Source organism: Massilia sp. DJPM01, from assembly GCF_030348125.1.
Lineage (GTDB): Bacteria > Pseudomonadota > Gammaproteobacteria > Burkholderiales > Burkholderiaceae_D > Telluria_A > Telluria_A frigida.
In genome coordinates this window covers 14,898-29,234 of the sequence record NZ_JAQOZV010000004.1, presented here as the reverse complement: position 1 = coordinate 29,234, position 14,337 = coordinate 14,898, and the positions used below count along the sequence as shown (strand labels likewise).

Here is a 14,337-nt window from a genome sequence, read left to right as displayed (position 1 = left end):
CCGCAAGCGGGGGTTCCAAACAATTGCACAATTGACATGTAATTAAGTTAACATATAGCCCTGCTTGCGTGCGCGATCAATGGCGCCGGTAGAACTGCCTCATGCCGGCAGCCGGGTCCTTGACCACCATGCCGCCGGGCACCAGACAGTACGCAATGGGACGCGGCGAGCCATCCACGTGCAGCGCGATACAGTCATCCCTGCTCCCGACCACTGTGTATTTGAGGGTCACGGGCTGTCGGTCCTCATGGCCGGCGACAGTGAGCTTGAGCGTGTTCGCGTCGATGGTCATGATGCCGCCGCGGAAGGTCTGTTCCATCGACGCGATCGCTTTCGCCGGTGCCTTCCTCGCTTTCATCCCCACTACCATGGGCGCCAGGTCAATCATCCAGCGCCCCTTGATATCGACCGGTGCGGCGCGCGATGGGGCGGCGCACAGGACGGCAGCCGCCGCGAGACAGACCCTGACAAATTGTTTCATGTTTCCCTTGATGGTCAGATAGGCGATCACTCCGGCACATCGCCGGAGCCCTATTCTAATCGCCTGCTCATTCGACCAGATTAACAATTTGCCAATCTGATCAAGCTGCTCAGCCCGCGCGATCCCCTGGCACGGGCCGCGCCAGGCCCCTGGCGACGGCGTCGCGCAGGACCTCGCGCATCACGCGCTCGGCCGCTTTGCCATGCTGGTCCATTTCGCGGCCCAGGACATTCATTTGCTTGCCCAGCGCGTCCATCGGCTTGGCGGCTTCCTTCATCTGCTTGTCGATGGCATCCATCGGCGCGCGCGCCGCCTCCATCTTGCCATGCTGGCGCTCCAGCTGGGCGTGCTGCGCGTCGAGCTGGCGTTCGATGTCGCCCAGCTTGGTGTTGAGCTGGTCGCGCTTGCCCGACAACTGGGCGCGCGCGGCACCGCTGGCGTCGTCGATCTGGCGCTCAAGCAGCACGATGTCGCGCTGCAAGCGGCCCTGCTGCGCCGCCAGCGCCGCGATCAGGCCGGCGATGCGCTGGGTGTCAGCGTCGGCGGGCCGATGGGCGCCGGCGGTGCGTTCCATCTCGCGCCCCAGCTGTTCGACCACCTTGCCGTGCTTTTCCATCTCCTTGCCATGCACGTCCATCTGGTCGCCGAGGCGCTTGAGCGGCGCATAGGCTTCGGTCACCCGGGCGATCAGCGCAGGGTCCTGCACCACGTAAGCCTTGCCGCCCTGGCGGAACCAGAGGAAATCACCCTTGACGGTGTGCTTGGCGGCGTCGATGTCGTCGAAGTCGCGGCTGTCGCCACTGAGCATGCCCTTGCGCTCGGCGCCCTGCACCAGCGCGTACGACATCTCGCCGACGCCTTTGGTGATGCTCACGGGAAGACGCGGCGGTGCGGGCGGCGCCGGTGGCGCCGGCGGTACCGGCATATCCATCGCTGCGGCGGAAACGGCCGGAACCGCCTTCGCAGCCGGGGCGGCCGGCGGCGCGGGGGGGACCGGCGGCAGCGGCGCCCGCACCGCGCGCGCGGCCTGGGGCTGCGCTAAAGGCGCGCTCTGCGCGTTGGCGTAGAAGGCGGCGCAGGCGGCCGACAGGCCGAGAATCGGCAGCGCCATCTTCCAGTTGAGCGGTTCGGTATCCGGGCGGACCAGGCGTTTGATGCGGGACATAAGATTTCCTCCGTGAGCCCCATGGGCGAGTTGAGGTGTGGAGAACTGGAACTGGTCCAGTTCGGATAATGCAAGCGCCAGACGCCGCGGTTCGCCGAGCATGCTTGCTGCTAAATCATCTGCGATCTGTTCGCGCTCGATGCGCACCCGGTGCGACAGCCACCACACCGCCGGGTGATAGAACAGCACGATTTCGATCGCACTTTGCATCAGGTTGACCAGGTAATCGAAGCGCCGGATATGCGCCATTTCGTGCGCCAGCAGTGCCTCCAGCAGCTCGGGCGGCATGCCGCTCACCAGCGCGGCCGGCACCAGGATCACCGGACGCCACCAGCCAGCCGTGACCGGGCCGGGAAGGTCGTCCACCAGCCCCAGCGCGACCTGGCGCGCCACGCCGAAGCGCAGCGCCAGCCGGTCCACCCGCGCCTGCCATGCGGCGTTGTGCGTGTACTGGCTGCTCTGGCTGCGGCGCCGCACCCAGGCCAGGCCGAGCAGCAGGCGCAGCGCCAGCAGGCCGGCGCCGCAGCTCCAGAAAAACATCAGCAGGGGCAGGCGCTGCCGCAGCACCGGCTCCCATGAGGCGACCTGCACCGCCAGCAGGGGGGCGCCGCCGGGAATCTGCGGCATGCCGCTGGCGGCCAGCGGCAACATGGTCGTGACCGCCTGCGCATCGAGCACACGCTGCACCGTGCCGGCCAGCGGCAAGGCGGCGCACAGCAGCAGCGCGGCGCAGCCGACCGCGTAGCGCAGCTGGGGCCGCGCAGCGCGCAGCAATCCCAGCACCATGGCGGCGAGGCAGCCGATCAGCAAACCCTGCCAGACAAAATCGAGCAGCGCCCAGCCCAGGCTGGGCACGATGACGGCGAGCATGTCGTTCATGGGGGGCTTCCTGCGTGCATGGTCTCTCCGTCAAAGGGTCAATGTAGAATAAAATATCTAGATACTTTTGTCTAGAACTATTTTTCTACTTTGCAGGCAGCCGCGGGCGCGGCGTGCTGAGCGTACTCTAGACAGGAGGCGGAGCGTGCTCCAGCGGCAGGCGATGGACGGTCGATTCGGGGGAACAGGCGACCAAAAGGCGCGGCTGGCGCGCGCCGGACGGGCCCAAGCCGGCGTTGTTGCGCCAACGCCGGCTTGGGTGGTGACTACGGCAGCAAGGGAAAACCCAGCGCCGTGCCGCCGCTGCCCAGGCGCGCCAGGAAATGGGCGATGCCGCCCATGCCGACCATCAGGTCGGCGGTAGGTGCGACCGGGTCTTCCGCCAGCCAGATCAGGCTGCCGTCGGCGCAGCAGTGCCCGAGGTGCAGGATGGTATCGGCCAGCGCGGCGGCCTTGTCGCGGTAAGCCGGCTCGCCGAGCGCCTGCGCCCCTTCCAGCAAGATCTCACCCAGGCCGCTCAATCCATGGCAGATGGTGAGGTTGGGCGCGCGCAGGGCGGGATCGATGGCGTCGAGCGCGCGCCGCGCGAACAGTGCCGCGCCCGGGTCTTTGGTGAGCCGGTAAGCGCGCAGGAAGGTCAGCGCGATGCCGGGCGCGCCGTGGCACCACCACTGCCAGACGGCGCCCTGGCGGTCGCTGTAGCGCCACGCGAGCGCCTGCTCGCCAGCGGCGGGCAAGGCATGCTGTTCCAGCCAGCGCAAGCCGCGCTGGGCGGCCGCGCGGCTGGTATCGTCGCCGAAGCGTTCGCCATGCTCAAGGAGGAAAAACACCATGCCCGCCACGCCGTGGGCGAAGCCGGTCAGGGTTTCGCCGGACATGCCGGGCACGCCTTCGGGCATGACCCAGGAGCCGTCGGCCGCCTGCGAGCCGGTGAGATAGCGCGCGCAGCGGTGCGCCATGGCCAGCGGGGCATCCGTGCCCAGGCTGTGCGCGCACATGAGGGCGGCCATGCCCTGCCCCGCCGCGCCGTGGGTGACGTCGGGCCAGGTGACGGGCGCCTCGAACACGCGGGCGATCCAGTCGCTGAGCTGCGGCGTTGCCGGTACCAGCCCGGCGCGCACCGCTTCGGCCATGCCGACGGCCACGCCGGCGTCGCCGAAATGCAGGCCGGGCATGCCGCGGTCGGGCGTGATGGCGTCCGCCAGCAGCCAGGCCACGGCCGTGGCGGCGGCCGGCGCAGCCTCGTCGATGGCGATACCGGCGCGGCCAAGGCGCGCGAGCGCGTAGACCACGCCGGCCACCCCGCGGTTGGCGCCGCGCCGCAATTCGTACGACGACGCCTGCTCCTGGCCGCCGCCCGCATTCGACAAGCCGGCCGACAGCCACAGGCCCGATTGCGGGTCGCGCAAGGCGTGGCGCAGCAGGCTCAGTCCGGCGCCCAGCGCGCAGGCGCTAAAATCGTGCCGCTGCGGCGGCGCGCCGCCGTCGGGTGCAGTGCCGGCGCGCAGGCTGGCATCGTAGGCGGCCAGCCGCTCCCCGATCGCGGCCAGCGCGGGCCGCGCCAGCGGATCGTCGTCCAGGCCGGCCAGCAGCACGGCCAGCAGATCGTCGGGCACCGACGCGGCCAGGTGGCGCACGTTGCGCGCGCGCGAGTCGCCGCGCGCAAACAGCGTGCGGCGCGGATCGAGGCCGCTCAATGCGAACAGGATCAGCGCCGCCGTCGCGTGGATATCCTGCGCGAACGTGGGCGCGGCGCCGGCTTCCTGTTCCGGCGCCATGAAGCCCGGCGTGCCCTTGCCGAACACCGGGCCGCAGTCGCCCACATGCTGGGCGATCTCCAGGTCCAGCAGCCAGGTTTTCCCATCGTCCCCGAGCCAGACATTCGACACGCTCAGGTCGCGATGCACGAAGCCGGCGCAGTGCAGCGCTTGCACGGCGTCAACCAGTTGGCGCAATGCGTCCAGCAGGCGCAGCTGGTCCGCGCGGCCGGCGGCGCTCCAGGGGCCGCGTTTCAGGCTCGCCTGCACCACCGTTTCCAGGTCGGCGCCGGGCAGGAAGGCCATCGGCAGATAGCCGTTGCCGTCGACCTCAAAGTACGGATCGCAGGCGGGCACCGGCACCAGGCCGCCCAACTGGGCGTGGATGGCGCCCTGGCGTTGCAGGCGCACCCGGATGTCGCGCCCATGGATGTCGGACAGGCAGTGCTTGCGCCCTTCCTTGATCACGCGCCCGGCCACGCAGTCCTGCGAGCGCGCCAGGATGGCCAGGTAGACATTGCCTTTGGCGTGATGCTTGATGACGTCGACCAGCACATAGCCTGGCCCGAAGGTCGCCGGGCCACCCGTTCGATTGGCCTCGGCGGGTGCCGGGGCGCTGGTGGTATCGAACGGGCAGGCGGCGAAGGATGGCGCCACGAAGGGCTGGGTGTAGGCGTCGGCAATCAGTTCGCCGTCGGCGCCCTTGATGTACAGATGGTGCTGGCCGAGCAGGTCGCGCTCGACGATGGTGTTGAAGCCGCCGTAACGCGCATACACCAGATTGCCCAAGGCCATATCCGACGTGATCACCGGCCCGTTGAAACCCTGCGTCGCCGGCACCAGCTGCGCGGCCAGCGCGCTGGCGTCGGCATCGCTGGCGGGGTAGATGGTGCAGAACTTGCCGACCTGGGTGGCACCCAGGTTGCCTTCGTTGAGCAATCCCAGGATGGTGGCGTCCCTGGCGATCTTGAACGGCACCTGGCGCGCCCGCAAGACGGGAAGGATCGTGTCGAGCAAGGCGTGCGCTTCGGCCGGCACGCTGGACACGTGCAGTTTCCAGCCTTGCACGCGGTCGGTGCGGCCGGCCTTGAGCCACACGCCGCTGATCTCGGGCGACAGGCCCCAACGCTGCAGATGGTCGTGGTAGGAAGTGGTGTTCGGCGGGGCGCTGTCAATGGATGGATTCATGTGGTGGCTCATTTCCAGACGAGGGAGGCGTCATCCCGCACCTGGCCGGCGGCCCGGGCGCCTTCATTGCGCCACAGGTCAAGGCCGAGGTAGCGGGCATCGATGTTCGTGGTGAAGCCGCAGCTGTCGCCGCAGGTGTTGCCGCAACTGGTGTCGGTGCAGGTGACGTCGCAGGTGGAGCCGCCGCAGGTGACGCCGCCGCAGGTGTACGAAGTGCAGGAGCAGGTGTACTGGGGTCCGCATGCGCCCAGGGCGCGGTCCCTGCCGAGCAGCGCGGCGGCATCGGCGATGAAGGTTTGCGGATCGATTGCCGCGATCGCGCGGCGCGTGTCGTCATCCAGATAGGCCAGCGTTTCCAACGCGGCGGCGGGATCGGACAGGAAGGTGGCGAACAGCTGCGCGTCGCCGCGCAAGTGGCCGACGAGTCGTGTGAAAGTCGTTCTGTCCACGGCGGTCTCCTTGTAAAGTGACTCGGTGTGAAAAACGAGGTGACGCGCCGCAACAGCGTGGCGCGTCGCCATGTGCGCTTACGCGCGTGCCGCTCAGCGGCCGAAGACGTTGGCCGGATTGATGACGGCGCCACCACGGTCGGTAAAGTTGGTGGTGTAGCCACAGCTCCCGCCACAGGTGTTGTCGCAGCTGCTGGTACAGGTGTTGCCGCAGCCAGCCAATGCGCTACGGGAGATCGAGAAATAGCTCACGGCGGCGGGGTTGGCCGTCGTCATTTCCTCGGTCAGGTTGGTGGTATAGCCACAGCTTCCGCCGCAGGTGTTGTCGCAGCTGCTGGAGCACGTATTGCCGCAGCGCTGGAGAATGCCCAGCAGGCTGGCGATGAAGGCTCCCGGCTCTTGCCCCATCAGGGCACCTTTGGCCCGGCGGTCGAGATCATTAACCTGGTCAATGATTTTTTCTGGGCTGAACACCAGTTGATGGAAAAACGCAGGGTCGGATTGTGCCTTTTCAACCAGACTCTGGAATACTTTGGGATCCATTTGAAACCTCCACAGGAAGAAGCGCTACGCGGAACAAGGGGTGCACTTGCTGCATGTCTACGGGTGAAACGACACCCCGGGGAAGTTCAATATAGTTCTGCGAAAGGACTCAAGATATGATCGGCATCAGGCCCGGCCTTATGGCGGACCAAGGAAGCGGATGGCTTGCTGGCGGGAAGTCAGAGTGGAGGTGTGCGCGGGGAAAGCGGCGGCGGGCAGGCCCGCTGCCGGGGAGGAAGCATGCCTCCGCCTGCGCAAGGGCGCAAGCGGAGGCCAGTCGGTCAGTACAGCACGACCGAGCGGATCGACTCGCCGCTCTTCATCAGGTCGAAGCCTTCGTTGATGCGTTCGAGCGGCAGGCGGTGCGTGATCAGGTCGTCGATATTGATCTTGCCTTCCATGTACCAGTCGACGATCTTGGGCACGTCGGTGCGTCCGCGCGCGCCGCCGAAGGCGGAGCCTTTCCATACGCGGCCGGTGACCAGCTGGAACGGACGGGTCGAAATCTCCTGCCCGGCCGCCGCCACGCCGATGATGATCGACTGGCCCCAGCCCTTGTGCGACGATTCGAGCGACTGGCGCATGGTGGTCACGTTGCCGATGCACTCGAAGCTGTAGTCGGAGCCGCCGTCGGTCAACTCGATGATGGTGTCGACCACGTTCTCCACCTTGGACGGATTGATGAAATGGGTCATGCCGAACTTGCGCGCCATCGCTTCGCGCGCGGGGTTCAGGTCGACGCCGATGATCTTGTCGGCGCCGACCATTTTCGCCGCCTGGATCACGTTCAGGCCGATGCCGCCCAGGCCGAACACCACCACATTGGCGCCCGCTTCCACCTTGGCGGTAAACAGCACCGCGCCCACGCCGGTGGTCACGCCGCAGCCGATGTAGCAGATCTTGTCGAACGGCGCGTCCGAGCGCACCTTGGCCAGCGCGATCTCGGGCACCACGATGTAGTTGGAGAAGGTCGACGTGCCCATGTAGTGGAAAATCGGCTTGCCGTCGATCGAAAAGCGGCTGGTCGCATCGGGCATCAGGCCGCGTCCCTGGGTCGAGCGGATCGACTGGCACAGATTGGTTTTTTGCGACAGGCAGAATTTGCACTGGCGGCATTCGGGGGTGTACAGCGGGATGACGTGGTCGTCCTTGCTCAGGCTTTTCACGCCCGGGCCCACGTCGACCACCACGCCGGCGCCTTCGTGCCCGAGAATGGCGGGGAAAATCCCTTCCGGATCGGCACCCGACAGCGTGTAGTAGTCGGTGTGGCAGATGCCGGTGGCCTTGATTTCCACCAGTACCTCGCCCTCGCGCGGGCCCGCCAGGTCGACTTCTTCAATCGTCAGCGGCTGGCCCGCCTTCCATGCAATCGCTGCCTTGGTTTTCATGTTGTTCCTGTCCCTGAGATGATCGGATCGCGCCGCGTGGGCGCACTGCCGCCATCATATCAAGCTGGAACCAAGCGTGCACCTTCCGCGTCAGTGCGCGGCCAGCGCGTGCTGCTCCCACAGCGAATGCAGCTGGCCGGTCAGGCGCAGCGGCATCAGGGGCTTGGGAATGACGCCGATCGCCCCCGCTTCGACATAGCGCGCGATGTCCGCTTCCGATGTCAGCCCGGTCACGAACAGCGCCGGCGTGTCGGCCAGGTGCGGTATGCGGCGCAGCATGGCCAGGGTCGCGAGGCCGTCCAGTTCGGGCATCATCACGTCCAGCAAAATCAGGTCGGGCTTGAAATCCGTGGCCGCGAGCAGCGCTTCGCGCCCGGAGCCGCAGTCGCGCACCTCGAATTTGCCGATCACTTCCAGCACCAGTTTGGCCGTGGTGCGCACATGCAGGTCGTCTTCGACGTACAGGATGGTCTTGAGGGCGTTGTGGATGGCGGTATCCATGCCTAGTCTCCCGCCGTCACGCCGGGCGCAATCCCGAGCATGGTCGAAATGGTGCTCCACAGCTGGCGCGGCGAGGTCCATGGCTTGGGCAAGAAGGCGCGCACCGGATCGCGCCCGTCGGGCAGGCGCGCCGAGTACACCAGCAGGGGGGTGGTCAGCAGCTCCGGCATCAGGGCGCGGCCGTCGCCGTCGGACAGGCCTGGATCGAGCACCACCAGCGAGTACAGTTCCGTGCCGAGCAGGCGGCGCGCCGCGGCGATCGTCGTCACATGGGTCACGCGCGCTTCCGGCTGCAAGAGGGTGGCCAGCACCAGCGCGGTCTTTTCATCGCTGTCGATGTGCAGCACGCGCGGCACGCTGCGGGCACCGCCGCCAAGGTCGCCCGGGCCGGCATCCTTCGCGTGGCCGGGCACCAGCGCCGCGTCCATCAAGGGCGCGCCCAGGAGCAGCGCGTCGGCGTCGGGCGCGATCAGGGAAGAACCGACATCCCAGCGCCGGGGGGTGTGGGAAAACAGGGTGCGGCGCTCCTTGGCGACGACTTGCGGGCCAGCCTCGGAGATGCAGAGTTTGTAATTTGCAGTCGCTTTCATGACGACGTCCTTTCTGAACCGGTTCGATCGACATCCTGAAGCGTACGGCGCAACAATGCATGGGCAAAAGCGCAACGACATCAGGGGAACAATCGGCGGAGCTGGGCCGAGAAACATCTATCGGCCGCAGGGGAAAGGCGGCACTGAGGGGGGCGGACGCGAGCGGGTCAGGGCTCGGTCACGCAAAACTGTGTGAAGAAATGCAAGTCACAAAACCAGTGTAGCAAAGTTTTGCTCTACGGGAACAGTATGCAAGCTTTTTATTTTGAAAGCGTCCGCAACACGCAACGCCTTCGCATCACATCATTTCGATTTGAGACGAATGGCGAAGCCGGCATGCAAACTATTCAAGGTTTCTTCGGCCGCCAGCAACTGGTCGGCCACTTCGTTGATCTTGCGCCGGCTCGAACGGGCGTGGTCGCGCAGCACTTCGAAGGCGGTGTTGCGGTCGGTCTGGAATTTGCCCATCAGCAAGCCCACGGCCAGGCTGGTTTCGCGTCCGGCGGCGAGCGCCGCGTTCAGGTTCAGTTCGGTGCGGCGCAACTGGCGGATATCGTCGGCGCGCGCCAGGCCCGCCTCGAAAGCCGGCATCAGGCGCTCGGCGTCGACCGGCTTGACCAGGTAGCCGAGCGCGCCGTAGGCGGCGGCCTGCTTGCTCGATTCGCTGTCGCCGATGGCCGACAAAAACATGAACGGCACCGTGGTGTGGGTCTTGAGGTGGTGCGCCAGTTCCAGTCCGGTCATGCCGGGCATGGTGATGTCGAGCAGCGCCATGTCCGGCTCGCCCGCAGCGATTTCGCGCAGCGCTTCTTCGCCGGACGACGCGGTCACGGTGTCGTAGCCGGCGTGGCCGATGACTTCATTGAGAAACTGCAGGAGCAGCGGATCGTCGTCGACGATGAGGATGCGGCGTTTCACGACAGGGGCGGAAGTTGGCACGGAAGTCCTTTTACGCTATGAGGAAGTGTAAAAAGATTATACGGCCCCGGTCATGTTCGCGCACGATTTCCGCTGTGCGCCGAACAAGGTATCGAACTGGCGCGCCGCGCAGGTCGGATCGGCGCTGGCATAGACCGAGGTAATCGCCGCCACCATGTCGGCGCCGCGTTCGACCAGCGGCACCGCGTTCTTCGGCGTCATGCCGCCGATGACGACCAGCGGCAGCGCGATCTGGCGGCGCGCTTCCAGCAAAATATCCGGCGCGGTGGTGAAGCTGTAGCGCTTGACCGGCGAGGGATAGAAGCCGCCGAAGGCCGCGTAGGTGGCCCCATCGCGTTCGGCCGCGCGCGCCAGTTCCAGGTCGCCGTAGCAGGAGGCGCCGACGATCTTGCCCGGCCCCAGGGCGGCGCGCACCTGGGCGACTGTGGCGTCGGTCCCGCCCACGTGCACGCCGTCGGCGCCCAGGGTCAGGCACAGGTCCAGGTGGTCGTTGATGACCAGCGGCCGGCCGTAGCGGCGGCACAATGCCAGCAAGGCCGCGCCCTGGCGCCGGCGCAGATCCGGGCTGGCATCCTTGTGGCGGTACTGGACCAGCGCCACGCCGCCATCGAGGGCGGCGCGGGTGCAGTCGAGCAGGCGTTCGGTATCGTCCCAGTTGGGGGTGACCAGGTAAAGTCCGCGCATGGGGAGTGTCGCTTTCAGTGTCATAGTAAGGAAGGTAGGCGCTGTGGAATGCGCTGCCCGGCACCGATCGCGAACGATTGCGCCAGGCTTTGATGGGTATAGGACTGGCCGCGTTCGAGGGCGTCGGCCATCGATTCGCCCAGCGCCAGGCGGGCGGCAATCGCCGCCGCCAGGGTGCAGCCGCTGCCATGGAACTCGCCGGGCAGGCGCGGCCAGCGCCACTCCTGCTCGTGGCCCCCGGCGTGCCAGCGGTTGACGACATCCGGGCCGTCGCCGTGGCCGCCGGTGACCAGCACATGCGGGCACGCGACCCGGCCAAGGGCGGCCGCTTCGCGCAGGTTCGGCACCACCAGCGTGGCCACGGCCAGCAGGGGCATGAGGGCCGCCAGGGCATCGCCGCGCGCCAGCGCGTCGCCATGGCCGCTGGCCAGCACCGGGTCGAGCACCACCGGCAGCGAGGGAATCCGCTGGCGCAGTTGCACGATCAGCGCGGCAATCGCCTCGGCATTGGCGCGGTTGCCGGGGATGCCGAGTTTGACGGCTTTGACCTCGACCGTGTCGAGCAGCGCCTGCGCCTGGCGCGTCAGCAGGGCGCAATCGACCGGCACCACCTCGTGGACGCGGTTATGGTCCTGCACCGTCAGCGCGGTGACCACCGGCAGCGCGTGCGCGCCCTGGGCCGCGATCGCGGCCAGGTCGGCGGCGATGCCGGCGCCACCCGATGGATCGAGGCCGGAGAACACCAGCACCGCCGGCATGAACGCGCCCTGCCCTGTCACGCGACTTTTCCAGCCACCGGCGACGATGGCACGGCGGCGAAGCGCTTGGGCATGCGTCCAGCCAAGAAGGCTTCGCGCCCGGCCTGCACCGCCAGGCGCATGGCGCCGGCCATGCGCACCGGATCGCGCGCGCCGGCAATGGCGCTGTTCATCAACACGCCGTCGCAGCCCAGTTCCATGGCAATCGCCGCGTCCGACGCGGTGCCCACGCCAGCGTCGACCAGCACCGGCACCTTGGCCTGCTCGATGATCAGGGACAGGTTCCAGGGATTGAGAATGCCCATGCCGGAGCCGATCAGGGAGGCCAGCGGCATCACCGCCACGCAGCCGATTTCCTCCAGCAGGCGCGCCTGGATCGGATCGTCGCTGCAGTAGACCATGACGTCGAAGCCGTCTTTTACCAGCGCTTCGGCCGCGACCAGGGTTTCGGGCATGTGCGGGAACAGGGTCTTTTCGTCGCCCAGCACTTCGAGCTTGACCAGGTTGCGCCCGCCCAGCAGCTCGCGCGCCATCTGCAGCGTGTACACCGCATCTTTCGCGTTGTAGCAGCCGGCCGTGTTGGGCAGGATGGTGTACTGGTCGGGCGGCAGCACGTCCAGCAGGCTGGGGGCGTTGCGGTCCTGGCCGATGTTCACGCGGCGGATCGCCACGGTGATGATTTCCGCCTGCGCGGCGTCGGTCGCCTCGCGCGTTTGCGCCAGGTCGCGGTATTTGCCGCTGCCGACCAGCAGGCGCGAACGGTAGGTCTTGCCTGCGATGGTGAGGAGGTCGCTGCCGTCCCCGTTGTTGTCGTTCATGTTCATTGTCGATTCCTTTATGTCAGCCGCCACCGATGGCGCGCACGATCTCGATTTTGTCCAGCGCCAGCAGCGCGCGTTGCGGCCATTGCTGGCGCGGCACCACCTGGCGGTTGACCGCCAGCGCCATGGCCTGCCCTGGCGGCAGGCCGAGTTGCTCGACCAGGTCGAGCAAGGAGGCGCCCGGCGCCACGCGCCGGGCCTCGCCGTTGACTTCGATCTCGATCACGGTCACACCTTTTTATAGAGCTCACCGCCCTGGCGCACGAATTCGATGGCTTTCACTTCCATCCCCTGGCGCAGCGCGCTTTGTTCGCTCACGTTCATGGTGGCGGCGTAGTCGCGTACTTCCTGGGTAATCTTCATCGAGCAGAAATGCGGACCGCACATCGAGCAGAAATGCGCCACCTTGGCCGAATCCTTGGGCAAGGTCTCGTCGTGGAATTCGCGCGCCTTGTCCGGGTCCAGGCCCAGGTTGAACTGGTCGTCCCAGCGGAACTCGAAGCGCGCTTTCGACAGCGCGTTGTCGCGGATCTGCGCGCCCGGATGGCCCTTGGCCAGGTCGGCCGCATGCGCGGCGATCTTGTAGGTGATGATGCCGTCCTTGACGTCATCCTTGTTCGGCAAGCCCAGATGCTCCTTGGGCGTGACGTAGCACAGCATGGCGGTGCCGTACCAGCCGATCATGGCCGCGCCGATGCCCGAGGTGATGTGGTCGTAGCCGGGGGCGATGTCGGTGGTCAAAGGTCCGAGGGTGTAGAACGGCGCTTCGCCGCACTGGTCCAGCTGCAGGTCCATGTTCTCTTTAATGAGCTGCATCGGTACGTGGCCGGGGCCTTCGATCATGACCTGCACGTCGTGCTTCCAGGCGACCTGGGTCAGTTCGCCCAGGGTCTTCAGTTCGGCCAGCTGGGCTTCGTCGTTGGCGTCGTAGATCGAGCCCGGACGCAGGCCGTCGCCGAGGCTGAACGAAACATCGTAGGCCTTCATGATGGCGCAGATGTCTTCGAAATGCGTGTACAGGAACGATTCCTTGTGATGCGCGAGGCACCATTTGGCCATGATCGAGCCGCCGCGCGAGACGATCCCGGTCAGGCGCGAGGCCGTCATCGGCACGTAGCGCAGCAGCACGCCGGCGTGGATGGTGAAGTAGTCGACGCCTTGCTCGGCCTGTTCGATCAGGGTGTCGCGGAAGATTTCCCAGGTCAGGTCTTCGGCCTTGCCGTTGACCTTTTCCAGCGCCTGGTAAATCGGCACGGTGCCGATCGGGACCGGGCTGTTACGGATGATCCATTCGCGCGTTTCGTGAATGTGCTTGCCGGTCGACAGATCCATGACGTTGTCGGCACCCCAGCGGATGGCCCAGGTCATTTTTTCGACTTCCTCGCCGATCGACGAGGTCACGGCCGAATTGCCGATGTTGGCGTTGATCTTGACCAGGAAATTGCGGCCGATGATCATCGGCTCGACTTCCGGGTGGTTGATGTTGGCCGGGATGATGGCGCGTCCGCGCGCGATTTCCTCGCGCACGAATTCGGCGGTGATGGTGTCCGGGATGCTGGCGCCGAACGACTGGCCCGGATGCTGGCGGCCCAGCAGCTGCGCGCTGCGCTTGCCCATCGGGCCGGACGCTTCGAGCTCCTGCAGGTATTCCTGGCGGCGCAGGTTTTCGCGGATCGCCACGTATTCCATTTCAGGCGTGATGATGCCGCGGCGCGCGTAGTGCATCTGCGTCACGTTGGCCCCGGCCAGCGCGCGGCGCGGGGTGCGCTGCAATTGAAAACGCAGCGCGGCCAGGGCCGGATCGTCCAGGCGCGCCTGGCCGTAGGCCGAGCTGGGGCCGGCCAGTTCTTCGGTGTCGCCACGTTCGACAATCCATGGCAGGCGCGGCGTACCCAGGCCCGAGCGGATGTCGATCGCCGCTTCCGGGTCGCTGTACGGGCCGGACGTGTCATAGATATACACGGGCGGATTCGGCTCGGCGCCGAACGAGGCGGCGGTATCGGCCTGGCTGACGGCGCGCATCGGCACGCGCAGGTCGGCGCGGCTGCCCTGGGCATAGACTTTACGGGAATTCGGGAAAGGCGCGATGGCGGCTTCGTCCACGGTGGCGGTGGCGGAATCGAATTTGAGCGGGGTTTTAAGCGGTGCGTTCATGTGGCTCCATTGCGTGCAGGAGCCAGCAAAGGAGTCGGAG

14 protein-coding genes are annotated in these 14,337 nt (G+C 66.8%); all 14 read right to left on the bottom strand.

Features of this window, described 5'->3' with window-relative positions; all coding sequences use genetic code 11:
* Window positions 1-76: 76 nt before the first annotated feature.
* Entirely contained in the window at window positions 77-511 is a 435-nt protein-coding gene (locus tag PO883_RS03975; RefSeq protein ID WP_289308575.1) for a hypothetical protein, read from the bottom strand.
* A 79-nt stretch (window positions 512-590) separates the two neighbouring features.
* Entirely contained in the window at window positions 591-2,525 is a 1,935-nt protein-coding gene (locus PO883_RS03970) for a M56 family metallopeptidase (RefSeq protein WP_289308574.1), read from the bottom strand.
* A 266-nt stretch (window positions 2,526-2,791) separates the two neighbouring features.
* Window positions 2,792-5,470 carry a lanthionine synthetase LanC family protein gene (locus PO883_RS03965; protein ID WP_289308573.1) on the bottom strand — a complete coding sequence of 893 codons (2,679 nt, stop codon included), beginning with the start codon at window positions 5,468-5,470 and terminating at the stop codon, window positions 2,792-2,794.
* An 8-nt stretch (window positions 5,471-5,478) separates the two neighbouring features.
* The gene (locus tag PO883_RS03960) at window positions 5,479-5,919 is read right to left on the bottom strand and encodes a hypothetical protein (RefSeq protein WP_289308572.1); all 441 of its coding nucleotides are present in this window, start codon (window positions 5,917-5,919) and stop codon (window positions 5,479-5,481) included.
* A 93-nt stretch (window positions 5,920-6,012) separates the two neighbouring features.
* A complete protein-coding gene (locus tag PO883_RS03955; protein WP_289308571.1) occupies window positions 6,013-6,462 on the bottom strand; it encodes a hypothetical protein in 450 nt (149 codons plus the stop codon).
* 281 nt (window positions 6,463-6,743) lie between these two features.
* The gene (locus PO883_RS03950; protein ID WP_167091911.1) at window positions 6,744-7,850 is read right to left on the bottom strand and encodes an S-(hydroxymethyl)glutathione dehydrogenase/class III alcohol dehydrogenase; all 1,107 of its coding nucleotides are present in this window, start codon (window positions 7,848-7,850) and stop codon (window positions 6,744-6,746) included.
* Between the two features lie 90 nt (window positions 7,851-7,940).
* Window positions 7,941-8,351, bottom strand: a complete 411-nt coding sequence (locus tag PO883_RS03945; protein ID WP_289308570.1) for a response regulator — start codon at window positions 8,349-8,351, stop codon at window positions 7,941-7,943.
* A gap of 2 nt (window positions 8,352-8,353) precedes the next feature.
* Window positions 8,354-8,941, bottom strand: coding sequence for a hypothetical protein (locus tag PO883_RS03940; RefSeq protein WP_289308569.1), 588 nt, complete (start codon window positions 8,939-8,941; stop codon window positions 8,354-8,356).
* A gap of 303 nt (window positions 8,942-9,244) precedes the next feature.
* Window positions 9,245-9,880 (bottom strand): response regulator, encoded by a 636-nt coding sequence (locus PO883_RS03935; protein ID WP_167091920.1) that lies wholly within the window; start codon window positions 9,878-9,880, stop codon window positions 9,245-9,247.
* Window positions 9,881-9,916: 36 nt separating this feature from the next.
* Complete coding sequence (gene thiE, locus PO883_RS03930) at window positions 9,917-10,564, bottom strand: thiamine phosphate synthase (RefSeq protein ID WP_167091923.1); 648 nt, start codon at window positions 10,562-10,564, stop codon at window positions 9,917-9,919.
* A gap of 20 nt (window positions 10,565-10,584) precedes the next feature.
* Window positions 10,585-11,322 carry a bifunctional hydroxymethylpyrimidine kinase/phosphomethylpyrimidine kinase gene (locus tag PO883_RS03925; protein WP_289308753.1) on the bottom strand — a complete coding sequence of 246 codons (738 nt, stop codon included), beginning with the start codon at window positions 11,320-11,322 and terminating at the stop codon, window positions 10,585-10,587.
* A gap of 17 nt (window positions 11,323-11,339) precedes the next feature.
* A complete protein-coding gene (locus PO883_RS03920; RefSeq protein ID WP_167091926.1) occupies window positions 11,340-12,146 on the bottom strand; it encodes a thiazole synthase in 807 nt (268 codons plus the stop codon).
* 16 nt (window positions 12,147-12,162) lie between these two features.
* A complete protein-coding gene (gene thiS / locus PO883_RS03915; RefSeq protein WP_289308568.1) occupies window positions 12,163-12,369 on the bottom strand; it encodes a sulfur carrier protein ThiS in 207 nt (68 codons plus the stop codon).
* A gap of 2 nt (window positions 12,370-12,371) precedes the next feature.
* Window positions 12,372-14,297 carry a phosphomethylpyrimidine synthase ThiC gene (thiC, locus tag PO883_RS03910; protein ID WP_167091932.1) on the bottom strand — a complete coding sequence of 642 codons (1,926 nt, stop codon included), beginning with the start codon at window positions 14,295-14,297 and terminating at the stop codon, window positions 12,372-12,374.
* Window positions 14,298-14,337: the final 40 nt, after the last annotated feature.